This window comes from Bacteroidota bacterium (assembly GCA_020402865.1).
GTDB lineage: Bacteria > Bacteroidota > Bacteroidia > Palsa-965 > Palsa-965.
In genome coordinates this window covers 377,958-401,506 of the sequence record JADBYT010000002.1, presented here as the reverse complement: position 1 = coordinate 401,506, position 23,549 = coordinate 377,958, and the positions used below count along the sequence as shown (strand labels likewise).

The window sequence follows — 23,549 nt, the reverse complement described above, 5'->3', positions numbered from 1 at the left end:
CGGGGCAAAGGTTTAAACAACGGCGCGGCTGCAGTAAACTGCAGCCGCGCCGTGAAAAATAGGATAAAGTCGCTTACTGCACCTGAACCGGAACAACCTGAACGCCTGTGGCTGTTACCACACGCACCAGATAAGCGCCGGCCGCATAACCTTTGAGCGAAACAGGATAGCTGCCTTTCAGCATTCCCTGCTCCTGTGCACTGAATACGGTTTCGCCAAGCACGTTGGTAATGGTGATGGTTGCATCCGTTGCACCGGCAAAATTATACACGAGTGCAAACTCGCCATTGCTGGGGTTCGGATATACTTGAATACCATTTACAGCAGCTTCGGTGATACCCGTGGTAAAGTTTACAAGAACCGAAGCGGTGTCTGAACAGCCGTTGGCATCGGTAATGGTTACAGTGTAAGTGCCGGGCAGCAGGCTGTCGGCTACCATGCCGGTATCGCCGTTGCTCCACAGGTAGGTAAACGGAGCAGCGCCACCGCTTACCGAAGCAGTAGCTTCACCATCGTTGCAGCCGCCACATGATGCAAGCGTATTGTTGTTTGCAGATGCGGCAGGCGGACTGATAATGCAGTTGGGGCCGAAGTTGGGACGCAGCACAAGTGTACGTGCAAACTGACTGCCGAATGCTTCTACATTACCCCAGCCACCAAGCGGTGTGGTGGGCCAGTTTACCCAAACTGTGCGGTTGGTAAATATATCTGCAGTCTGACCAAGCTGAACCGTACTGTCGCCGCTGAACTCAATGGCTGTAACCACATAGGTGCCCGGATTAAGCACCAGATCGGCGGCCATGTCAATTGTGTAAACACGGGCACTGTCGTCGGGATAGGTAATGGTATCGGTGCCGCCAATAATCGTGTTGGGTGTACCGTTGGGCAATGTGCTCCAGATTACCTGTGCATACGGGCGACCCGTGTAACCGGCTGTTACATATGACGTAACCGAAGTAAGTACTGTTGTAGTATTTACAGTAAAGCTCTGCCCCAGATAACCGCCGTTTCCGGCACCAATACCAAGTCCGCCGATTACAGTACTATTATCACGCGCATATACCGAATCGTTTACAAACACACTGAATGCCCAGAAGTCGGTATCGTTACCTGCAATCTGGTCGGCTTCGTTAATGAGTGAATTGAAACGGAACACATAGTCTTCGTTGGCCGAAGGAGTAAATGACCCGGCGTTGAAGGTAGCCACACCACCGGCAGCAAGCGAGGCCTGAGGTGCACTTGTTGTAGTATAAACTACAGTGTTGCTGCTGTTGAGCACATCAACTTTGAGGCGCACATTGGTTACAGCCTGCAAACCATTGTTGCGGATATTGGCCACCAGAGGCATCGCTGTAACCTGCGAAAGCGGCACCTGCGTGTAAGCCGATACCGTATCCACCACGGTTACTTCTGCATCATGATTTACCTGTACTTCTACAGTTACATCATCAATAAGCAACACGAACATATTGTTGCTGTTGTTGCGGATTGCAATGTACACCGACTGTCCTGCATAAGCCGCAAGACTTACCTGACGGGCTGTCCAGGTGGTGTTTTCGGCTGCAATGCTGAAAATGCTGGTTGAATTTGTAATCTGATTACCGATTACACCATTGCTGCCCGTGGGAGGTCCCTGTGCGGCAGTCATAATACGCACTTCATATCCGTCGGGATAAAGCGGGTCATAGGTAATTGCGTTCCATTTAAGGATACAGTTTGCAGGAAGCGGCCCGATCAGCGGTGTCCACATCCAGTCGTTGGCTATGCCTACAGGGCTTGTCCATGATGTGCTGAATGCTGCTGAATCAGCCACGTTATTGGCAAAATCTTCGCGGCGTTCCCAGGCATCGTTTACATAGCTTACCTGCGCATCAGGAGCAAGGTTATCTACATTCCGCAACAACCATCCGGCAGGAAAAGTATAGGTACCGGCACCACCCGCTGTGGGTCCGCCAATACCATCAAAATCTTCCTGAAAAATAATTTGCGCATTCAGTGACAGGGTTGCCGCAAGACAACCCAGTAGGGTAAGGGTTCTTTTCATTCTAAGGTAATTTTGGTTAGGCTAATGTTTGCTGGCGCAAATTTAGTGTTTTTAAACTCAGGCAATACCAGCCCTTAGTTCCGGCTCATTCAAAATCCTTGTAAAGCAGGTATTTTTTCCTGACCGATTTATACTTCACCAGATCAGGCTCCCAAATTTTACGGATGTCCATTTCACTCATTCCTGCACTAATTTGCTGCCGAAATGTTGGTGTGCCGGCCAGTTTTTCAAAAAACGGATTGAAGAAGTTTTCCTTGTCTGGCATGTCTTTGTAAGCTCCCATAAGCCAGAATAAATAGAGTTTATGGTAATCACGCACATACATCATTGCAAAATCGCGCAGATCATGGCCGTGACAGAGCTGGCCGTTGTAAAGCGGATTGGGTGCGCCCGTGCGGGGTGAAGGGGTAAACGTAAACGGCGCCTGCTTCAGATCGGGATGCCCGATTACCTGAAACGGGAAATCAGTTCCCCGCCCCACACTCATTACCGTTCCTTCGAAAAAACAGAGTGAAGGATAAAGGTACACGGCAGTCATATTGGGCAAGTTGGGCGAAGGAGCCACGGGCAGCTGATACCAGTCGGTATGCGAATATCCTTCACAACTCACCCAGCTCAGGTCGCACTTCACGCCCCCGGCCAGCCAGCCTTCTCCGTTCACCATGCGGGCATACTCGGCCACAGTCATACCATGCACAACCGGCACCGGATGCAAGCCCACAAACGATTTATACTCGGGCTGAAGCACCGGCCCGTCCACATAATACCCGTTCGGATTGGGCCTGTCGAGCACAAGCAGTTTCTTCTTTTGCTCCGCGCAGGCTTCCATTACATACGTGAGCGTAGAAATGTACGTGTAAAAGCGCACCCCTACATCCTGAATATCAAACACCACAATATCAATGCCTTTGAGGTCTTTGGCAGTAGGCTTTTTATGCTCGCCGTAGAGCGAAATAACGGGCAGTCCGGTTTTGGCATCTTTAGTGGAGGCTACTTTTTCGCCGTTGGCCGCCATGCCCCGGAAACCGTGTTCAGGTGCAAAGATTTTTTTTACACGAATACCGCTGCGAAGCATGGTATCAAGCAAATGGGTTTGCCCGATGAGTGCAGTATGATTGGCTACAATGGCTACAGACTTGCCTTCAAGCAGCGGTTTCCATACTTCCACACGTTCGGCGCCGTTACGTATATCGGCATCTGTTTTTTCGACGTTGAGCTTACTTAATATGGTAATCTGGGCCTGATAAACAGCAGGAATAAAGAGCATTATCAGGAAAAGCGAAAAAGGTACACGCATTTGCATGGCGAAAAGTAGCAAGAATCGTGCAACCTGCCCACGTCGTTCTGCACCGATAAACCGTATTTTTACCCGCGTATGGCAGAACGCTGGCTTTTTGAACGGCTTATTTCCAAACGCATGACCTCTCAGGCTGCTGCCTCAGGCCGCATTTCGCGGCCTATTGTGCGCGTAGCGGTAGGCGGTATTGCTGTAGGACTGGCGGTAATGCTTCTGGCGCTGGCGGTGATGAATGGCTTTCAGGGCGAAATCCGAAAAAAGGTAATCGGCTTTGGCTCACACATTCAGATTACCGGCTACGACAGCAATGAATCGCTGGAGGCCGACTCGCTGAACCGTTTTCAGCCCAGCGTGGAAGCCCTGAAGCAGCAGCCTAACATACGCCATATTCAGGTGTATGCCACCAAGGCAGGGCTTGTTAAAGCAGGTGATCAGCTTTCGGGCGTGGTACTGAAAGGCATTGACCGCGATTTCGACTGGAGCTTTTTTAGCCAGAACCTGCGTGAAGGCCGCCTGCTTTCGCTGCCTGCACAGGCTGATTCGACATCTACAGAAGTGCTCATTTCGCGCGTAATTGCCAACAAGCTGAAACTGAATACAGGCGACAAATTCCGAATGTATTTCCTGCGCGAGAATGCCACACGCCAACGCGCGTTTACTGTGGCAGGCATTTACGAAACCGGATTAACCGACGGATTCGATGATCGCTTTATCCTTTGCGACATTCGTCAGGTACAAAAACTCAACAACTGGAGCCGAAATGCAGTAGCCGGCTTTGAAGTACTTGTAAATGATTTCAACCAGCTTGAAGCCACCGCCGAACAGGTACGCACAGAAATAGATGTAAATTTATATGCCGAGAGTATCCGCGAACTCACGCCCCAGATTTTTTCGTGGCTGGATGTGCTTGATGTAAATGCACTTATCATTATTGCCCTCATGCTGTTTGTGAGCATGATTAACATGATCTCCGCGCTGCTCATTCTTATTCTCGACCGCACACAAATGATTGGAATATTAAAAGCCATGGGTGCGGCCGACAAACAGATTATGCGCGTGTTTCTGATGCACGCTTCGCGGCTCATTGGCTGGGGCATACTCATTGGCAATGTGCTCGGGCTCGGACTCTGCCTGCTTCAAAAGCAATTCGGCATTGCCAAACTCGACGAAGCCTCCTACTACCTCAGTGCTGTACCCATATATATTGAATGGTGGCAGGTGCTGGCCGTGAACGCCGCTACTTTTGTACTGTGCCAGGTGGCGCTGCTGCTTCCGGCGCTGGTAGTAAGCCGTATTTCGCCGGTAAAAGCCATTCGTTTCAGCTGATTTTATACTTCCGTTTCGCATACGTTTACCTGTTTGTGGTAATAAATCATGCGACGCAGTTTCATGATCCCGCACGTATAAAACTATACCTGTTCAGGTATAATTAGAACGGAATTTAACTAAATTATACCCTTTCAGGTATAGTTTAAGGGATTATAGAAAATATTACACCCGATCAGGTATAATACGAATAATTTTTACTATTTTTATACCCGATCAGGTATAACATGAATTTAGGAGCGCTCACGAAACAGCACCGAAAGGCTGCAAAACTCACACAGGAAGCACTGGCGAAAAAAGCCGGTGTAGGGCTGCGTTTTATCCGCGATCTGGAGCAGGGCAAAGAAACGCTGAGATTAGACAAGATCAATCAGGTGCTCAGTTTGTTTGGTTTGAAATTAGGTGCAGTAAAAGCAGACAATACCGGAAACGAAGATTAGCATGAGGCAGGCCGAAATAAAATTTGGCGATAAGCGCGCAGGAATTCTCACCGAAGATGAGAACGGATACCTGTTTGTGTACGACCAAAACTACCTCCTCTCCGATTCGGCTGTGCCAATAAGCAAAACACTTCCGCTTCAAAAAGCAGCATTTAACAGCAATATACTTTTCCCTTTTTTCGATGGACTGATTCCTGAAGGATGGTTACTGGATATTGCCGAAAAAAACTGGAAACTCAATCCGCGCGACAGAATGGGCTTGTTGCTGGCCTGCTGCAAGGATTGTATTGGTGCAGTTTCCGTTCACCCATTAACAACTGCAGGCAATGCGTAAATGTTTGTATTGTTATCAGTTGTTAGAAAATGGCGAAACCGATTTTCATGCGCGGTGCAGCAAGAAAATGTTCGGCACAGAAATTCCGCCGCAGCTTGAATACTCGGCAGAGGATATGCAGCAATTAGCCGAAGAAATTATCAAAAGCCAGATTACCGTAACCGGTGTGCAGCCCAAACTATCGCTCAATATCGGCAAAAGCGAAACAGGCGTGCGAAAACTCACATTGGTGGGTTTGTGGGGGAATTATATTCTGAAACCACCTGCGCAATATTATCCGCAACTGCCCGAGGTGGAAGATGTAACCATGCACCTTGCCGAAATTGCAGGAATAATTACCGTACCGCATTGTTTGATTCGCCTGCAATCGGGTGAACTCAGTTACATTACAAAACGTGTGGACAGAAGCAAAAAAGAAACGGTACACATGGAAGACATGTGCCAGCTCACCGAACGTTTAACCGAGCATAAATACAGAGGCTCTTACGAACAGATTGCAAAAGCAATAAATAAATACTCGGCTCAGCCCGGACTTGACATTGTGAATTTCTATGAGATTGTGTTGTTTAGCTTTCTCACAGGCAATGCCGATATGCACCTGAAAAATTTTTCGCTGCTGCAACGCAAAGGAGGAGAATTTGTGCTGTCGCCCGCATACGATCTTGTGGCCACCACGCTTGTGAATCCTGATGATAAGGAAGAAACGGCGCTCACACTAAATGCGCGGAAAACAAAACTAAAACGAAGCGACTTTGAAGCGGCATTCCACAACGCACAACTAAACATCAAACAACAGGAAAACATATTCGAAAAAATGAGCCGTGCAAAAAACGCATGGCTGGAATGTATAAGCCGGAGTTTCCTAAGCCCCCCCATGCAACAACAGTTTGCCGAATTAATTGAAACTCGGATGGCCAGATTAGGATTATGAAAAGAGCAGGAAAACAACTTAAACACCGGGGCTAAAACCTTACCTTTGCCCCGTTCCAAAACCTGCCAAACTGTGACACCCGAAAAACTTGTTTTCGAAAACATTCTTCAAACCATAGGTAAAACACCTCTGGTACGCATCAACAACATTACCAAAAACGCCACTGCGGCTAAAGTGTATGCCAAAGTTGAAACATTCAACCCCGGCAACTCCATCAAAGACCGTATGGCTTTGAAAATGATTGAAGATGCCGAACGCGACGGCCGCCTGAAACCCGGCGGAACCATTATCGAAGGCACTTCGGGCAACACCGGCATGGGCCTGGCTATTGCAGCCATTATTAAAGGCTACAAATGTATTTTCACCACTACCGATAAACAATCGAAAGAAAAAGTAGATGCGCTGAAAGCCTTTGGTGCCGAAGTAATTGTATGCCCCACAAACGTTGACCCTGAAGATCCGCGCTCTTACTACTCCGTGTCATCGCGCCTCGAACGCGAAGTACCAAACTCCTGGAAACCCAACCAGTACGACAATCCCTCAAATGCACAGGCGCACTACGAAAGTACCGGCCCCGAACTCTGGGAACAAACCGAAGGTAAAATCACGCACCTTGTAGTAGGCGTGGGCACCGGCGGCACCATTTGCGGCACGGCAAAATACCTGAAAGAAAAAAATCCGGACATCAAAATCTGGGGCATTGATACCTACGGATCCGTGTTTAAGAAATACAAGGAAACGGGCATTTTCGATAAAAATGAAATTTACCCGTATGTAACCGAAGGCATTGGTGAAGATTTTCTGCCGCAAAATGTAAACTTTGATCTGATTGATCAGTTCGAAAAAGTAACCGATAAAGATGCGGCAGTGATGACCCGCCGTATTTCGCGCGAGGAAGGCATTTTTGCAGGTAACTCTGCCGGTTCGGCTATGGCCGGACTTTTGCAGCTTGCACACAATTTTAAAGAGGGTGATGTGGTAGTGGTTATTTTCCACGATCATGGCACACGCTACCTGGGTAAAATGTTTAACGACGACTGGATGCGCGAGAAAGGATATCTTGACCGCACCGGCATGACGGCAAACGACCTTGTGGCCGCAGTAAAATCGGCGCCGCTGCAAACGCTTTCAGTAAGTGATACGCTTGAAACGGCGGCAAAAATTATGAGCGCCAACGACTACTCGCAGATTCCGGTAACCGACGGCGGCCGCATCGTGGGCTCACTCAGCGAGCAAATCGTGGTAAATAAACTCATGCAAGGCCCCGAAGCCAAGCAGCTTACACTCGACCAACTCATGCAGCCTGCGTTTCCGTTTGTGGACAGCTCCACCCCGGTTGAATCGCTCTCTGGCATGATTACCGCCGAGAATCCCGCTGTACTTGTGCGCGATTTTAAAACCGACAATACCTACATTATCACCCGCCACGACATTATGCGTGCAATGGTGTAAGCCATGGAATTTCCGGCTACAATAACCGATATGATGGGGCGCAGCATCACACTGATGCAGCGCCCCCGTCGTATCATTTCACTCGTACCCTCTCAAACCGAACTGCTCGCACACCTCGGATTGGATGAAGAAGTTGCGGGCATTACAAAATTCTGCATTCATCCCGAACACTGGTTCAGAAACAAGCCTCGTGTGGGCGGCACCAAGCAGTACGACTTTAAAAAAATTGCCGCCTTGAAACCCGATCTGATTATCGGCAACAAAGAGGAAAATGATAAAGTGCAGATGGAACAGCTCATGCAGCTTTATCCGGTGTGGATGAGTGACATTTACGGACTCGCTGATGCATTGCGCATGATTAGCTCAATCGGGCAAATTACGCAGCGAACCACGCAGGCGGAGGAATTAAGACTCGAAATTCGGAACGGATTTTCAATGCTGGAAAATAATCACCCCAACACCCGGCGCGTGGCTTATTTTATTTGGCGAAATCCGTGGATGGTAGCCGGACAACACACGTTTATTGATGAAATGCTGAACTATTGCAGCCTGAAAAATGTATTTGCCAACAGTCATTCGCGGTACCCCGAAGTAACTGCCGAAATGCTGCAAGCCGCAAATCCTGAAGTGCTCTTGCTTTCGTCTGAGCCTTACCCGTTTAAAGAAGCGCACATTGCCGAATTACACGCAATTTGCCCGCACGCCGAAATAAAACTTGTTGACGGAGAACTTTTTTCGTGGTATGGTTCTCGGCTGCGGCTGGCGCCTGCTTATTTCAGGGAACTTATCCGGCCTTAACATCAGCTTAAAATTAGCCGCCCAACATTCATTATCTTTAACCCTATGTTCAGCCAGTTGCGTATTTGTTTTGTTTTGTTAGCATTGATGTGCCAGCAGTTTCTTGCTGCGCAAAACGAGAAAGTGGGAGTGGTACTGAGTGGCGGAGGCGCATCGGGGCTGGCGCATATCGGGGTACTCAAGGCGCTTGAAGAAGACAGTATTCCGATTGATTATATCTGCGGCACTTCAATGGGTGCACTGGTGGGTTGCCTCTACTCGATTGGTTATTCGCCGGCAGAAATTGAAGCACTGATTTTAACCGAAGATTTCCGCAACTGGGCCACGGGCACAATTAAAGCCGACGATATTTTTTACTTCAAACGCAAAGACGATAATGCCTCGTGGATTACGTTCAAACTTTCTGTGGACACTACGCTTTCCACCAGTTTACCTACAAACGTAATTTCGCCGGTACAAATTGATTTCGGGCTGATGCAAATGACAGCGGGCGCTACGGCTGCATCAGGAGGCAACTTCGACAGTTTGTTTATTCCGTTCCGCTGCGTGGCTTCTGATATTGCCTCGAAACAATCGGTTGTATTCCGCAACGGTGATCTTGGAGAATCAGTACGCGCCTCCATGTCGTATCCTTTTTATCTCAAACCAATTCGCGTAAACGGCAAACTGCTTTTCGACGGCGGGCTGTACAACAATTTCCCGAGTAATGTGATGTACACTGATTTCTTCCCCGATTTTATTGTGGGAAGCAATGTGGCCACAGCATTTCCGAATCCGGATGAAGATAATCTGGTTTCGCAGATACGCGCCATGCTCACCAGCCGCACCGATTTTGATCCGAAATGCGAAAACGGCGTTGTGGTAGAACCTGATGCAGACTGGATCGGACTCTTTGAATTTGATGATGCGCAGCGGGTAATTGACAGCGGTTATGTGGCCACGAAACGCCGCATGAGTGAAATAAAAATCCAGATAAATAGGCGAAGTAACAGTAATGATCTTGCTCGTCGTCGCGCCATTTTCAAAGCCAAAAAACCAAACATTGTTTTCGACAGGATTGAAATTCAAGGGGCGGGCCTTAAAAAAAATCAGCGTATTTACATCAACCGTTTGCTCCGCCGTCCGGGCGAATACATTTCAATAGATGCGCTGAAGCCCGGTTACATGCGCCTTGCAGCCGACGATAAAATAATGCAGCTTTTCCCGAAAGCTACCTACAATAAAAACAGCGGCTACTATGATTTAAGTCTGACGATAAAAAAGGAGCGCAAGTTATTTACACAGTTTGGCGGCAACTTCTCCAATCGCCCGATTAATATGGGCTTCATCGGCTTGCAATACAATTTTCTCGGCAACCCGTCAACCAGTTTGTATGGCAATGTATATTTCGGAAAACTCTACAGCTCGGCACGCATTGCCGCACGTATTGATTTCCCCTCGCGGTTGCTTATTTATCTCGAACCAGGTTTTACCTGGAACCGTCTTGATTACTTCCGAAGCAGCCCGGCATTTTTCGAAGATACTAAGCCTGCTTACCTTATCCACCTCGACCGGATGAGCGAAATAAACGCTGGTATTCCGGTACGCAACAAAGGGCGCTTTGTTATTGGCGTAAGCCTGTCGTTTAACCGCGATCTGTATTACCAAACAGATGATTTTACATCGGCTGATACGGTTGACCGCACCGACTTTACCGTAGGTTCTACCCGTATCTTTTATGAGCGCAATACGTTAAACCGCAAGCAATATGCTTCTCAAGGAACTTATTTTGCATTTCGCGCTCGCTTCATACAGGGAGAGGAATTGTACATACCGGGCACCACTGCTGTAATTCCTACACCTTTCCGCACCGTTCACAACTGGATTCAGTTCAGAGTTACATACGATACATATTTCAAAGAGCGCGGGCGCTGGCGACTGGGCTTCATGGGCGAGGCGGTGTACTCCTCACAGCCGTTCTTCAGCAATTATACGGCAACCATGCTTAGTGCGCCTGAATTTCAGCCAACACCTGAAAGCCGCACGTATTTTCTTCCGCAGTTCAGAGCACACCAGTTCGCAGCTGTTGGTCTGAAAAGTATTTTCCTGTTGCGCAAAACGCTCGACATTCGTCTCGAAGGTTATGCCTTTATGCCTTATCAGGCCATCATTCAGCAAGCCGACAATACAGCCGCGTATGCTGCTCCGATAAGCATAGATGACTTTAATTACATTGCAATGGCTGCTCTTGTCTGGCATTCGCCGCTCGGACCGGTTAGTTTCAGTATTAATCATTACAGCAACAACCAGCCGCAGCCATTCAGCCTCCTCTTCCACTTCGGCTACATTATTTTCAACCGGAAAGCACTCGACTAAAAGTGCCGCCATTGCTGGATTCCTAAAATTATTCTCTATTTTTTTGAGAAATCATTTGGATATATCCTGAAAACAATTCAATATTTGCGCCTTCTAATTCACAACTTGTCCCACATCACACCTTAAAGGCTGCGATGAAAATTTCCTTCAAAACAATTCTGCAGTCGTTGCTGCATCGCTCGCCCGCCGCGGGTAGCGTGAGTTTTGTTTATCTGGCACCAGTTGTTAGCGCAGCCATCAGGCGATGCTACTTCCACCGTATCTGAGTCGATACACGCGGCTTAGTCCCCTTTTACTTTACTCGCTGTTGCTGACTGCCTGAAACCGGGCAGCATTCAACTTTTTGTCCTGTGGCAACAGCAGGACTGCGTATTCTTTTATCCGCAACCGATGGAAACGAATCACTGCACCGTGCTCGTAGCCGACGGCAGCCATATACATTTTGCTGCCGCCATCTGCGACGAAATGGAAGCTTCGGCAAAAGCCAGAGGCACAGGCATTGCACGCCGCTCGCCCGATTACATAGCGGGAAAAATGCTCGAAGGCAAAGCCATTATTGCCATCGACCAACATGGCAACTGGGCCGGCTTTTGCTACATTGAAACCTGGAGCCACGGAAAATTTGTGGCCAATTCAGGACTCATTGTTGTACCCGCACACCGCCGTGGCGGACTAGCCACACGCATCAAGCAGGCGGTATTTGAGCTATCGCGCAAAAAGTATCCCGACGCCAAAATTTTCGGTCTCACTACGGGCCTCGCTGTGATGAAAATAAATTCAGAACTCGGCTACGAACCGGTAACCTACAGCGAGCTTACCGACGATGAAGAGTTCTGGAAAGGCTGCCGAAGCTGCGTAAACCACGAAATACTGCAAAGCAAAAACAGAAAAAACTGCTTATGCACCGCCATGCTGTTTGATCCATCGCAAGCAAAACAACCGCCTCCCGAAAGTCCGGCTACACGCTTCAAAAAACAACGCAAACTCTACGAACGCTGGATGCGGTTTAAACAACACATCCTGCTTCGCGGCCAAAGTAAAACCGAAGCTTCATCGCAGAAAAACAATTTTCATGAATATGCACGATAATGTTCTGCTCGCTTTCAGCGGCGGACTCGACACCAGTTTTTGCGCAGCCTGGCTTAAACATGAAAAAGGGCTGAACGTACATGCCGTAACAATTGATACCGGCGGATTTACGGCTGAAGAAAAAGCGAAAATTGAAGAACGCGCACACCTGCTTGGCGTAAACAGCTTTGCATGGATAAACGGCATACAGGCCTATTACCACAAAGTAATTCGCCACCTTGTATATGGAAATGTGCTGAAGAACGGAACCTATCCGCTTTCCGTTAGCGCCGAGCGTATGACTCAGGCTTTTTTGCTGGCAGAATATGCGCAGCAAAACAACTTCAGCACCATTGCGCACGGAAGCACCGGCGCAGGAAACGATCAGGTGCGTTTTGATCTGATCTTCGACCTGCTGTTGCCTGATGCAAAAATCATTACACCCATACGCGACCTCAAACTTTCGCGCGAGGAGGAAATAAACTGGCTCAGCGAAAAGGGTATTCATTTCGATTTTACCAAAGCTGCATACTCCATCAACAAAGGGCTTTGGGGTACATCGGTTGGCGGACGCGAAACGCTTACTTCACACGAAAGTTTACCCGAAGAAGCCTGGCCTGTGCCGTGCAGCAAAACACTGCCTGAAAAAATTACACTTGGCTTTTGTGCCGGTGAACTGTGCAGTATTAATGGTCAATCGCTTCCGCCGGCTGAGGCAATAGCCACACTGCACACGCTTGCTGCTCCGTTTGGTATTGGCCGCGATATACACACGGGCGACACCATTATTGGCATAAAAGGGCGTGTAGGATTTGAAGCAGCTGCACCACTGCTCATTATCAAAGCGCATCACGCACTCGAAAAACATGTGCTCACAAAATGGCAGCTGATGCTTAAAGAGCAACAGGCGCACTGGTATGGCACATGGCTGCACGAAGGGCAATATTTCGAGCCCGCCATGCGCAACATCGAAGCATTTTTCGAGAGTACGCAGCAGCATGTATCGGGCGAAGTATTCATTACACTTCATCCCTATCGGTTTACGATAGACGGGATAAAGTCAAATGCAGATCTGATGCAGGCCCAAGGCAGCAGTTACGGCGAAATGAACAATGGCTGGACAGGCGATGATGTAAAAGGATTCACTCGCATTTACGGCAATGCAGTAAAAACATGGATGAAACTGCATACCGATAAGGAGGCCGTGCAATGAACAGAAAAATTTCAGTAACTATTGCAGGAGCCTCCGGCTATACTGGTGGCGAACTCATACGCCTGCTGCTGCTGCATCCGGAAGTGAGTGAAATTACTGCACTCAGCAGCACACATGCCGGCAAAGCCGTGAGCGAAGTACACAACGATTTATTCTGGGCATCCACGCTGCACTTTTCACAAACCGAAAAGGTAGAAAGCGATGTACTGTTTCTTTGCCTGCCACATGGCAAAGCGCAGCAATGGATGAACAGTGTACACATTGCATCACACACACGAATAATCGACCTCAGTGCCGATTTCCGCAACGGCAGCAACGGTTTTGTGTACGGACTCCCGGAACTAAACCGCAACCTGATTGCTGCCGCCATGCGCATTGCAAACCCCGGCTGCTTTGCCACAGCCATTCAGCTTGCACTGCTGCCGCTGGCTGGCGCAGATCAGTTGCATGCACCGATAGAAATAAGTGCAGTAACCGGATCAACCGGAGCCGGACAACAGCTTGCGGCAGGTGTGCATTTCACCTGGCGAAGCGCCAATCATTCCGCTTACAAAGAGCTCGAGCACCAGCACGAAGCCGAAATTATCCGCTCACTTGCACAAGTACAGCCCGGCTTCAACAGCGAAATTCATTTCATCCCGCAGCGTGGAAATTTCACACGCGGCATATGGGCTTCAATACACACACAAACTTCGCTCAGCATCACTGAAGCAGAAGAGTTGTTCAGCAATTACTACCGTACACATTACTTCACAAAACACATCGCCCTCCCGGCCGACGTGAAACTGGTTGTAAATACGAATTACTGCGCAGTCCATGTAAGCGTAAAAAACAACCGCATACTCATTACATCAGTCATCGACAATTTATTGAAAGGCGCATCAGGACAAGCCGTTCAAAACATGAATCTGCTTTTCGGATTACCCGAATACAGCGGACTTCAATTAAAACCAAGTGCATACTAACATGAAACTTTTCGACGTATATCCGCTTTTGCCCGTAACGCCAGCGCATGCACTGGGTGCAGAAATCACAGCTTCAAACGGAAAGAAGTATCTCGATCTTTACGGTGGTCATGCCGTAATTTCAATTGGGCATTCGCATCCGCACTATGTAGCGGAGCTTAGTGCACAGTTGCAAAAAATTGGATTTTACTCCAATGCCGTGCAAAACCCCTTGCAGGAAAAGCTGGCTGCACGTCTCGGAGAAGTAAGCGGCCTGAATGAATTCAACCTCTTTCTCTGCAACTCAGGAGCCGAGGCCAATGAAAACGCACTGAAGCTTGCATCGTTTGTAAACGGACGTAAAAAAATAATTGCCTTTCAGGGCGCTTTCCACGGACGAACATCAGCCGCAGTGGCAGCTACACATGATGCAAAAATTGTAGCGCCGTTAAACAGCAATCATGAAGTGAACTTTCTGCCGCTGAATGATTTTGATGCGGCAACAGCTGCAATTGATGATACCGTGTGTGCAGTAATTATTGAAGGCATTCAGGGGGTAAGCGGCATTCATGTGCCGGCAGATGATTTTTTACAACACCTGCGGGATTGTTGCAGCAAACACGGTGCACTTCTTATTCTTGATGAAGTTCAATCGGGTGCAGGACGCAGCGGAACATTCTTTGCCTTTCAGCAAAGCGGCATTCGTCCTGATCTGGTGACAATGGCAAAGGGACTAGGCAATGGTTTCCCGGTTGGTGCGGTATTGATTGCGCCCGAAATTGAAGCCAAACACGGTATGTTGGGCACTACATTCGGCGGAAATTATCTGGCCTGTGTAGCTGCTATGGCTGTGCTTGATGTATTACAAAATGAAAACCTTATTGCACATGCAAATTCAGAAGGAGAATGGCTGATTGAACAGTTGCAGGATATTCAAGGCATAAAAAGCATTCGCGGACGCGGACTGATGCTGGGCATTGAACTTGATTTTCCTTGTGCAAAGGCACGCACAGTGTTGCTTGAAGAGTATCAGATTTTCACCGGCTCGGCGGCATGTAAAAACACAATCCGTTTACTGCCGCCGCTCAATGTAAGCCGCAAACAGCTTGCGTATTTTGTAAAAGCACTCAGCGCCACTCTTTCTTCAGTTAAACAATCAACACCAGTAATCAGCTAATGAGAAACTTTACCTGTGTGCAGGATGTACACAACCACGATGCGCTGCTTGATCTTGCCGTGCAGTTTGCCACACATCCGCTGCTTCACGCTACTGCGGGAGCAGGCAAAACGGTTGGACTTGTATTTATGAATCCAAGTCTGCGCACAAGGTTAAGCACACAAAAAGCCGCCCAGCTGCTGGGCATGCATACACTGATAATAAATGCAAACAGCGAAGGCTGGGCACTGGAGTTTAACGACGATGTGATCATGAACGGCTCCACTGTGGAGCACATACGCGATGCGGCACCCGTGCTCGGACAGTATTGCGACATACTGGCTGTGCGTTGCTTCCCTTCACTCAGTGACAAAAAACTTGACGACAGTGAGCATATTCTGCTTCAGTTTATGCGGCATGCCGGTATTCCGGTAATCAGTCTCGAATCGGCTACACGGCATCCGCTGCAGAGCCTTTCTGACTGGCTTACGATACACACGCATAAAAAAACAGCAAAGCCCAAAGTGGTGCTCACCTGGGCACCGCACATACGTGCACTGCCTCAGGCTGTGGCCAATTCGTTTGCCGAATGGATGCTGGCGGCTGAATATGATTTACACATTGCCTGCCCCGAAGGTATGGAACTGAATCCTGAATTTACTTCGGGGGCTACGCTTACACACTCGCAGGAAGAAGCACTGGAAGGCGCAGAGTTTGTGTATGTAAAAAACTGGTCGTCGTGGAAAAACTACGGCCAGCCACTCACCGGGCAAGCACACTGGATGCTGAATGATGCCAAGCTAAAACGCACAAACAATGCGTATCTCATGCACTGCCTTCCCGTTCGGCGTGATGTAGAATTGCCTGCTTCGCTCATCGAAAGTCCGCAATCGCTTATTACCTCACAAGCGGCAAACCGTGTACCTGCTGCGCAGGCTGTGCTTTATTCACTATTGCAGCAAACACCGTCAGTCAATAATTTATCACACGCAATTGTAGCTGAATCTGAAGTATGATTTATGTAATAAAAATTGGCGGCGAAATTGCCGAAGATGAAACACGCTGCGAATCATTTCTCGATCAGTTTGCGGCACTTGATGGCATGAAAATTCTTGTGCATGGCGGAGGAAAAGCCGCTACCACACTTGCCGGAAAAATAGGCATCGAAACTACAATGATCGACGGGCGGCGTGTTACGGACGAAGGCTCGCTGCGTGTAGCCGTAATGATGTATGCAGGCTGGATTGGCAAATCACTTGCAACAAAACTTCAGTCGAAAAACTGTAATGCAATAAGCCTTTGCGGAGCCGACGGAAATTTGCTGCTCACCGAAAAACGGAACCCGAATCCGCTTGATTTTGGTTTTGTGGGCGATGCGGTATGGGAAGGTGTGAATGTAAAATTACTGATGAATTTATTACAACAGCAACTTGTACCTGTAGTATCAGCTATTACGCACAACGGGAATGCACAACTGCTCAACACCAATGCCGATACAGTGGCTGCATGTATTGCAGCTGCGTTAAGCAAACACCATGAAACTACACTGTTGTTTGGATTTACCAAACCCGGTGTGCTCGTAGATTCTGAAAATGATGCAACTCTGGTTCCTGTACTTTCGCCTTCGCTGGCAAAGGAAATGCAGGCAGAAAAGAAATTGCATTCTGGAATTCTGCCTAAGCTAAAAGCCGCATTTTATGCTGCTTCCGAAGGTGTATCAAAAGTATATATAGGTTATGCGGTTTCATCGGGTGAAATTCTTTCGGGAAAAAGAATGGCAACTGAAATTGTTTCAGAAAAATGAATCTTGAAAAATTAAATTGCGATGCGGAAGAATTGCTCTGCGGATTAATCAGCATTCCTTCATTCAGCAGAGGCGAAAAGGACGCTGCCGACTTTTTTCAAGCGTTTCTCTTACGCGCAAAAATTTCATCCTTTCGTATAAACAACAATGTAATTGCATACCCGAAAGAATTTGATTCATCGCTCCCTGCTTTACTGCTTAACTCACACCTCGATACTGTACAACCTGCAGCCGGATGGCAGTTTAACCCATTTGAAGCTACCACAGAAAACGGAAAAATTTATGGTCTTGGCAGCAACGATGCAGGGGCTTCCTTGTGTGCGCTAACTGCAGCGTTTTGCCATTATTATACCCACGAAAATTTACCCTACAATCTTATTCTTGCCGCAACAGCCGAAGAAGAAATTTCGGGCGAGAACGGACTTACTGCAATTCTTCCGCAACTTGGTGAAATTGATTGTGCCATTGTGGGCGAACCCACGCAACTTCAACTGGCTATAGCTGAAAAAGGGCTTCTTGTACTCGACTGTGTGGCAAAAGGGGTGAGCGGACATGCCGCACGTAACGAAGGGATAAATGCAATTGATATTGCCGTTGACGATTTGCTGCGCCTGCGCAATCTGCAATTTGAAAAAGAATCGCCCTGGCTGGGCAGTTTAAAAATTACACCATCCATTATTCATGCAGGTACGCAGCACAATGTGGTTCCCGGCAGCTGCACATTTACACTTGATGTACGTGTAACCGAAAATTACACACACGAAGAAATTATCGCCATCCTTTCGCGCGAGTTACGCAGTACAATCAATCCGCGTTCAATGCGGCTTCGCTCCTCGTTCATTTCACCAGAGCATCCGCTGGTGAAAGCCGGAATAACACTGGGCAGTAAATGCTATGGCTCGCCCACACTTTCAGACAAGGCACTCATGCCTTTTCCTGCGCTCAAATGCGGCCCCGGCGACTCGGCGCGTTCGCACACGGCCAATGAATACATTGGCGTGGATGAATTGCACAACGGCATCCGTTTCTACATTCAACTACTCGAAAATCTTTTTGCACATGCACACCAACCAAACCGCACAACGCCTCTGGCAGAAAACTACTGATGCGCATCCTGCTGTTGTAGCTTTCACCGCAGGCGACGACCGCGCAATTGATGCACGGCTGGCTCCGTTTGATATACAAGGCTCCCTGGCCCATTGCACCATGCTGCACGAATGCGGGCTGATTGATAGCGTTGAGTTTGATACCTTACAAAAAGGATTGCATGAACTTGCCACGCTTGTTCAGCAAACAGATTTTGCGTTACCGCATTGGGCCGAAGACATCCACTCGTTTGTGGAAATGTGGCTTACAGAGAAATATGGCGAAGCCGGCAAGAAACTGCACACAGCACGCTCGCGCAACGATCAGGTAATGACCGGCATTTGCCTTTATACGCGGCATGCGCTCGGCGAAACGGCGGAGCAGATTGCCGCATTTGCCACACAGCTTTTGCAGCTTGCACACACGCATGCACAGGCGGGTATGCCCGGCTATACCCATTTTCAGGCGGCCATGCCTTCGTCGTTTGGCTTGTGGTTTGCCGCTTGGGCCGAAGCATTGAGCGAGGATCTTATTGCGTTGAATGCCGCGTTTGAACTTGCCAGCCTTTCGCCGCTGGGTGCAGGTGCAGGCTATGGCTCGGCATTCCCGATAAACCGCGAACGCACGGCAGAGCTGCTGGGCTTTGATGGTTTGCATGTAAACGTAATCAATGCACAGCTCACACGCGGTAAAACCGAACGCGCCGCCGCCGATGCACTGGCCGCCGTTGGCATCACGCTCAGCCGCCTCAGTGCCGACTGCTGCCTGTTTATGAGCACCAACTACGGCTTCATCCGCTTTCCCGATGAACTTACTACCGGCAGCAGCCTCATGCCGCACAAGAAAAATCCGGATGTCTTCGAACTCGTGCGCGCACGCTGCAATGCACTACAGGCCGTGCCGCAACAACTTGCACTGCTCACCTGCGGCATGCCCTCCGGCTATCACCGCGATTTTCAGCTCACAAAGCAACTGCTATTCCCGGCTTTCGACACCATCAATCAATGCATCAGCATGCTCTCGCTCATGTTTACGCACATCGAAGTAAAACAGCATTTACTCAACGATGAAAAGTATAAAGCGGTTTATACAGTGGATGCGTTGTATGCACTTACGCAACAAGGTGTACCTTTCCGCGATGCATATAAGGAAATCGGCATGGCGGTGCAAAACGGCACATTCGAATTGCCCGAATTGCCGGCTCATACGCTTACCGGCAGCAAAGACAACTTAAGCTTAGAACTAATAGAAAATATATTGGAGAAACGGATGAAATGGTTTAACGAAATTTAACCATCGAATAAAAATAAGTATTTGAAAAAATAACCGGGTTTACTTTTCTATGTAAAACTAAACATAATGACAAATCTTCAATCATAAACAATTAACACACAACATATATTCTTGCATCAAAAAAAGATGCGAGTAAAAACTATTTTCGGTGCACTGTTGATCAGTTCGTTTGCTTTTGCACAAACCACACTCATTTCAACAGGTTCTTCATGGAAGTACAAAGACGATGGCAGCAACCAAGGCACAATCTGGCGCACAACCTCTTTTAGCGATGCAGCTTGGTTAAGCGGCAATGCCGAACTCGGGTATGGCGATGGAGGTGAAACAACCGTAGTTAACGGCGGCCCTACAAATAATCGTTTTCCTACTACTTATTTCCGCAAAACATTCTCCATTACCAATGCGGCACTTTTTACCGGATACACCATGCAAGTAAAACGCGATGATGGTGTAGTGGTTTATGTAAACGGAACTGAAGTATATCGAAACAATATGCCAACAGGCACAATTGCATTCAACACCTGGGCATCAACAACTGCCAGCGATGACGGTGCAAATTTCACCACTGTCAATTTATCATCAACCCAGTTTGTTACAGGTACAAATACAATAGCTGTTGAAATTCATCAGCGCAATGCAACCAGTTCCGACATCAGTTTCGATCTCGGACTCATAGGTAACAGCAGTTCTTCTGCAAATGAGGTGGTGTATCTCTGGAGCGGTGCTGTTCAGCCTTCATCAGCTGTAGTAGTCGCTAAGATGACTAGTGCTTCAACTACTTGCCGCTTAGTAGTCAGCACATCTTCAACTTTGTCGAATCCAGTCCTCTCACCCGCCGCCACAGCTTCAAGTACAAACAACCTCATGGCAAAGATGACTGTAACCGGGCTTACACCTAATACAACATACTACTATGCAGTTCAGTCGAACAACATTACCGATAATTCTTCAGACGATATAGGTCAGTTCACCACACCGGCCTCAGGAGCTTTTTCGTACAAATTCACTGTTGGTTCGTGCGCCGTAAATTCTAATCATCCGGCTTATACACGTATGCAAAGTAAAACACCGTTGTTTCACGTTTCAACGGGTGATATTCATTATGCCAATCCAAATTCTGCAACAAATATCAATATACATCGACTGCCTTACGAGCAGAATATGCTTTCGCAAGCTCCTTCTGCAAGTTTTTTCAAATCAACACCTTTAGCTCACGTATGGGACGACCATGATTACTGCGGAAATAACAGCGGATCAGGATCAGTTGGACGCACCAATGCGCGTTTATCCTATCAGGAATATGTGCCGCATTATTCGCTGGCTGCCGGATCTGGCGACGTACCCATCTATCAGTCGTTTACGATTGGCCGTGTACATTTTATTCTCAGCGATCTTCGCTCAGAACGTGGTTCAACCAGCATGATGGGCACTACACAAAAAAATTGGTTCAAAAACGAATGTCTCTATGCGCGCAACAACAACCTCATTATTGCCTGGGTAACCGGAGTGTCATTTGGCGGTAATCAAACCGACAACTGGGGCGGTTTCACAGCCGAACGCGCAGAACTTTCAAATTTCTTCCGCGACAACAACATCAGAAACATGTTTATTCTCAGCGGCGATGCACACATGCTGGCTATCGACAATGGCACCAATCACGATTTCTCGACCGGGAACAACAACCCTAATGATTATCCTGTATTTCAGGCAGCCGCAATAAACAACAGCGGTTCAACCAAAGGCGGCACATACAGCGAAGGCGGCACATTCCCCAACCCCAGCTCAACCACCGGACAATACGGCCTTGTGGAAGTAACCGACAACGGCGGCTCTTCCATCACAATTACATTTACCGGTTACCGTGTACCATCCAACAACTCCGGCGAAACCGTACTTGCCACCTATACATTTAACCGCACACTCGTTCTGCCCCCGGCACCGCGTATGCCTTCCGATTTCTCGGTACGCACCCTGCAGCCCGAAAACGCCGTGCTTATGTCGTGGAATGCCACCGGCACTGATATGCTTCTCATCGAGCGCAGCACCAATGATCAGCCCTATGTAACTGTTGCCGAAGTAAGCTCCGACAAAGGCGGCTGGAAAGACAATGCCCCGGCCACAGGCTGGAATACTTACCGTGTGCGCAATCAGCAAAACGAAATAATCAGCGAAGAGAAAATTTATTTCACCGGAAACATGAAGCTCAACATCTTCCCCAATCCGGCAAAACAGGAAATAAATGTTACGCTAAACGAACTTGCACAGGCCACCACTTCGCGCTACTTGGTTTACGACATGCGCATGCGCACCGTGCTTCAGGGCGAAAAGGAACTGGCGCAAGGCAGCAGCACTTTCACTCTTGATATTTCAACATTACCAGCAGGCGAGTATGTATTACACCTCGTGGTAAATGGAAATGAATTGAAGGAAAAACTCATTATCACTCAGTAATTATCAATAGATAAATCAAACGATGTGCGAATGTAGTTTCGCGCATCGTTTTTTATTTACGCAATAACAATCCGGGGACTATTCACTCAACATAAACTCGCCCGTCACCTTCTCCTTCCCGTTCAATATCACACCCAATTTATGCAATCCTGTGTAATACTGCCGTGTAGTAATTACCCTGAAACTATGCTTCTTCAGCACATGGGTTGAGTTGCCGGCCGCATACAACTTCTCACTAATCTTAAAAACCTTTTTCGAAAATTGTCCGTTCTTCATTAAATAGTAAAGCGTGTATTCCAATCGGATGGTTTGCGTTTTACGGCTTGAATTGCTTACGGTAAAAGTAAAATCAAGGTATTCGCCGGTTTTCACTTCAGGCGTTAGTATTTTGAAGTCTGATATGGTGAGTGCAGGATCATCCGCAAGTTTAAAATGCTTTAGTATCTCTGCATTGCCCTGTTTAAGCAGGGTGCGGCATCCGTGTTTAATAATGGCATCGGTATCAGCTCCAAGTCCTTTCCATTTTTTCGCAATGGAGAGCACAATTTGCGGATGGTCTTTGGCAATATCATTTAAATTATTGGCCACACTCCGTCGCACGTACTCAGATGAATCAGTCTTCAGATTTTCGAGAATAGGTAATACCGGATGCGGATTGGCTTTGAGCCCGGGCACAGCCATTCCCCAGGGCAAACGCGGACGTGCGCCTTCGCTGGCCAATCGCCGTACATGATGATTTTTGTGTGTGCTCCACGCCAGCATCTGCGCAAACATTTCATCGCCATATTCAGCGAGAAAAGGCCGCACTGCAAATTCACAACTGGCAAGTGCGGTCACTGCTTCCATTGTTTTTATGGATGCGTCAATATGGTTTATGCCGTATTGCTCAATGTAATCGGGCAGAAACATGTACGCAAAACTGCGTTCAATACTTTTGTCCTGAATTATTGCTTTGGCGATTTTCGTAAGTACAGATGCGGCCTTTGTAAAATCCGATGGCATAAACTCATGCAGCACACCCGAGCTGTGCTTCATACGATTTTTCAGTTCTTTCTGCTCCCAGTCTTTGGTAAAAATGGCTTTGGTAAATTTCTTGCGGTCAAAATCGGGTAGGAATTGCCCGGCTATATTCGAGAAACTCTGGTAGAATGCGGGCGAATAAAGGTCTTTGAGTAATGTGCTCATAATGTAATGTTAGGTATTGAAATCTTCCCGTCATAAATATGTAAAAAAATACCATTTTCGGGACACATTTGTACACATGTCCGTTTATCGCATCTTTCGCTCATTTACAATAAAACACAATAAACTGATTATCTGATTTTGCTTTGACAACAGTTTCATTTAATACTGTTTGGGGCACACCATCCTCGCAAAGTTGGTAAAGTGGTTGATTGATTTAAAGAAGATTTTACATGGAAGTAAGAAACTTATCTGTTGATATGATAGTTGAACAATGTGTAGAAATTTTCGCTTACTGATTAAAACATAAAAAGAAATTGGTCGGAATTTCTTTCGACCATGACTGGCTGGATAATCCCGTTTTGAGTGAATTAA

At 47.7% G+C, this 23,549-nt stretch carries 19 protein-coding genes; 16 read left to right on the top strand and 3 right to left on the bottom strand.

Translation table 11 applies throughout. The features are described from left to right. Positions 1 to 73: 73 nt before the first annotated feature. The gene (locus tag IM638_02780) at positions 74 to 2,044 is read right to left on the bottom strand and encodes a choice-of-anchor J domain-containing protein (protein ID MCA6361932.1); all 1,971 of its coding nucleotides are present in this window, start codon (positions 2,042 to 2,044) and stop codon (positions 74 to 76) included. 85 nt (positions 2,045 to 2,129) lie between these two features. Beyond that, on the bottom strand, positions 2,130 to 3,341 hold the full coding sequence (locus tag IM638_02775) for a DUF1343 domain-containing protein (protein ID MCA6361931.1): 1,212 nt from the start codon (positions 3,339 to 3,341) through the stop codon (positions 2,130 to 2,132). Positions 3,342 to 3,419: 78 nt separating this feature from the next. Between IM638_02775 and IM638_02770 the strand changes: the two genes are divergently transcribed. The 16 genes from IM638_02770 (at position 3,420) to IM638_02695 (ending at position 21,992) form a co-directional block, all read left to right on the top strand. Further along, positions 3,420 to 4,667, top strand: a complete 1,248-nt coding sequence (locus IM638_02770; protein MCA6361930.1) for an ABC transporter permease — start codon at positions 3,420 to 3,422, stop codon at positions 4,665 to 4,667. A 227-nt stretch (positions 4,668 to 4,894) separates the two neighbouring features. Continuing rightward, positions 4,895 to 5,107: a helix-turn-helix transcriptional regulator gene (locus IM638_02765; GenBank protein MCA6361929.1), complete on the top strand. Its 213-nt coding sequence runs from the start codon at positions 4,895 to 4,897 to the stop codon at positions 5,105 to 5,107. A 1-nt stretch (position 5,108) separates the two neighbouring features. Further along, the gene (locus tag IM638_02760) at positions 5,109 to 5,441 is read left to right on the top strand and encodes a HipA N-terminal domain-containing protein (GenBank protein ID MCA6361928.1); all 333 of its coding nucleotides are present in this window, start codon (positions 5,109 to 5,111) and stop codon (positions 5,439 to 5,441) included. Beyond that, complete coding sequence (locus tag IM638_02755; GenBank protein ID MCA6361927.1) at positions 5,434 to 6,372, top strand: HipA domain-containing protein; 939 nt, start codon at positions 5,434 to 5,436, stop codon at positions 6,370 to 6,372. The genes IM638_02760 and IM638_02755 overlap by 8 nt, the downstream gene beginning before the upstream one ends. A gap of 72 nt (positions 6,373 to 6,444) precedes the next feature. After that, the gene (locus IM638_02750) at positions 6,445 to 7,824 is read left to right on the top strand and encodes a pyridoxal-phosphate dependent enzyme (GenBank protein MCA6361926.1); all 1,380 of its coding nucleotides are present in this window, start codon (positions 6,445 to 6,447) and stop codon (positions 7,822 to 7,824) included. A 3-nt stretch (positions 7,825 to 7,827) separates the two neighbouring features. Next, a complete protein-coding gene (locus IM638_02745; GenBank protein ID MCA6361925.1) occupies positions 7,828 to 8,622 on the top strand; it encodes an ABC transporter substrate-binding protein in 795 nt (264 codons plus the stop codon). An 87-nt stretch (positions 8,623 to 8,709) separates the two neighbouring features. Continuing rightward, complete coding sequence (locus IM638_02740; GenBank protein ID MCA6361924.1) at positions 8,710 to 10,977, top strand: patatin-like phospholipase family protein; 2,268 nt, start codon at positions 8,710 to 8,712, stop codon at positions 10,975 to 10,977. Positions 10,978 to 11,367: 390 nt separating this feature from the next. After that, positions 11,368 to 12,066 carry a GNAT family N-acetyltransferase gene (locus IM638_02735; protein MCA6361923.1) on the top strand — a complete coding sequence of 233 codons (699 nt, stop codon included), beginning with the start codon at positions 11,368 to 11,370 and terminating at the stop codon, positions 12,064 to 12,066. Next, on the top strand, positions 12,050 to 13,258 hold the full coding sequence (locus IM638_02730; GenBank protein ID MCA6361922.1) for an argininosuccinate synthase: 1,209 nt from the start codon (positions 12,050 to 12,052) through the stop codon (positions 13,256 to 13,258). Before IM638_02735 ends, IM638_02730 begins: the two co-directional genes overlap by 17 nt. Further along, positions 13,255 to 14,223: an N-acetyl-gamma-glutamyl-phosphate reductase gene (locus IM638_02725; GenBank protein ID MCA6361921.1), complete on the top strand. Its 969-nt coding sequence runs from the start codon at positions 13,255 to 13,257 to the stop codon at positions 14,221 to 14,223. Before IM638_02730 ends, IM638_02725 begins: the two co-directional genes overlap by 4 nt. A 1-nt stretch (position 14,224) precedes the next feature. Continuing rightward, complete coding sequence (locus IM638_02720; protein ID MCA6361920.1) at positions 14,225 to 15,379, top strand: aminotransferase class III-fold pyridoxal phosphate-dependent enzyme; 1,155 nt, start codon at positions 14,225 to 14,227, stop codon at positions 15,377 to 15,379. Beyond that, the gene (locus IM638_02715) at positions 15,379 to 16,374 is read left to right on the top strand and encodes an acetylornithine carbamoyltransferase (protein MCA6361919.1); all 996 of its coding nucleotides are present in this window, start codon (positions 15,379 to 15,381) and stop codon (positions 16,372 to 16,374) included. Before IM638_02720 ends, IM638_02715 begins: the two co-directional genes overlap by 1 nt. Continuing rightward, positions 16,371 to 17,162 (top strand): acetylglutamate kinase, encoded by a 792-nt coding sequence (locus IM638_02710; protein MCA6361918.1) that lies wholly within the window; start codon positions 16,371 to 16,373, stop codon positions 17,160 to 17,162. The genes IM638_02715 and IM638_02710 overlap by 4 nt, the downstream gene beginning before the upstream one ends. Then, positions 17,159 to 18,268: a M20 family metallo-hydrolase gene (locus IM638_02705; GenBank protein MCA6361917.1), complete on the top strand. Its 1,110-nt coding sequence runs from the start codon at positions 17,159 to 17,161 to the stop codon at positions 18,266 to 18,268. Before IM638_02710 ends, IM638_02705 begins: the two co-directional genes overlap by 4 nt. Beyond that, positions 18,222 to 19,541, top strand: a complete 1,320-nt coding sequence (argH, locus tag IM638_02700; GenBank protein MCA6361916.1) for an argininosuccinate lyase — start codon at positions 18,222 to 18,224, stop codon at positions 19,539 to 19,541. Before IM638_02705 ends, argH begins: the two co-directional genes overlap by 47 nt. A 126-nt stretch (positions 19,542 to 19,667) precedes the next feature. Next, positions 19,668 to 21,992 carry an alkaline phosphatase D family protein gene (locus IM638_02695; GenBank protein ID MCA6361915.1) on the top strand — a complete coding sequence of 775 codons (2,325 nt, stop codon included), beginning with the start codon at positions 19,668 to 19,670 and terminating at the stop codon, positions 21,990 to 21,992. 78 nt (positions 21,993 to 22,070) lie between these two features. Here the strand turns inward: IM638_02695 and IM638_02690 are convergent, their stop codons facing one another. Beyond that, a complete protein-coding gene (locus tag IM638_02690; GenBank protein MCA6361914.1) occupies positions 22,071 to 23,177 on the bottom strand; it encodes a DNA alkylation repair protein in 1,107 nt (368 codons plus the stop codon). Positions 23,178 to 23,549 lie beyond the last annotated feature (372 nt).

Bases quoted from the DNA above. Each gene is read 5' to 3' on its own strand.
- IM638_02780 (MCA6361932.1), bottom strand. From the start codon at position 2,044: ATGAAAAGAACCCTTACCCTACTGGGTTGTCTTGCGGCAACCCTGTCA.
- IM638_02775 (MCA6361931.1), bottom strand. From the start codon at position 3,341: ATGCGTGTACCTTTTTCGCTTTTCCTGATAATGCTCTTTATTCCTGCT.
- IM638_02770 (MCA6361930.1), top strand. From the start codon at position 3,420: ATGGCAGAACGCTGGCTTTTTGAACGGCTTATTTCCAAACGCATGACC.
- IM638_02765 (MCA6361929.1), top strand. From the start codon at position 4,895: ATGAATTTAGGAGCGCTCACGAAACAGCACCGAAAGGCTGCAAAACTC.
- IM638_02760 (MCA6361928.1), top strand. From the start codon at position 5,109: ATGAGGCAGGCCGAAATAAAATTTGGCGATAAGCGCGCAGGAATTCTC.
- IM638_02755 (MCA6361927.1), top strand. From the start codon at position 5,434: ATGCGTAAATGTTTGTATTGTTATCAGTTGTTAGAAAATGGCGAAACC.
- IM638_02745 (MCA6361925.1), top strand. From the start codon at position 7,828: ATGGAATTTCCGGCTACAATAACCGATATGATGGGGCGCAGCATCACA.
- IM638_02740 (MCA6361924.1), top strand. From the start codon at position 8,710: ATGTGCCAGCAGTTTCTTGCTGCGCAAAACGAGAAAGTGGGAGTGGTA.
- IM638_02735 (MCA6361923.1), top strand. From the start codon at position 11,368: ATGGAAACGAATCACTGCACCGTGCTCGTAGCCGACGGCAGCCATATA.
- IM638_02730 (MCA6361922.1), top strand. From the start codon at position 12,050: ATGAATATGCACGATAATGTTCTGCTCGCTTTCAGCGGCGGACTCGAC.
- IM638_02725 (MCA6361921.1), top strand. From the start codon at position 13,255: ATGAACAGAAAAATTTCAGTAACTATTGCAGGAGCCTCCGGCTATACT.
- IM638_02720 (MCA6361920.1), top strand. From the start codon at position 14,225: ATGAAACTTTTCGACGTATATCCGCTTTTGCCCGTAACGCCAGCGCAT.
- IM638_02715 (MCA6361919.1), top strand. From the start codon at position 15,379: ATGAGAAACTTTACCTGTGTGCAGGATGTACACAACCACGATGCGCTG.
- IM638_02710 (MCA6361918.1), top strand. From the start codon at position 16,371: ATGATTTATGTAATAAAAATTGGCGGCGAAATTGCCGAAGATGAAACA.
- IM638_02705 (MCA6361917.1), top strand. From the start codon at position 17,159: ATGAATCTTGAAAAATTAAATTGCGATGCGGAAGAATTGCTCTGCGGA.
- argH (MCA6361916.1), top strand. From the start codon at position 18,222: ATGCACACCAACCAAACCGCACAACGCCTCTGGCAGAAAACTACTGAT.
- IM638_02695 (MCA6361915.1), top strand. From the start codon at position 19,668: ATGCGAGTAAAAACTATTTTCGGTGCACTGTTGATCAGTTCGTTTGCT.
- IM638_02690 (MCA6361914.1), bottom strand. From the start codon at position 23,177: ATGAGCACATTACTCAAAGACCTTTATTCGCCCGCATTCTACCAGAGT.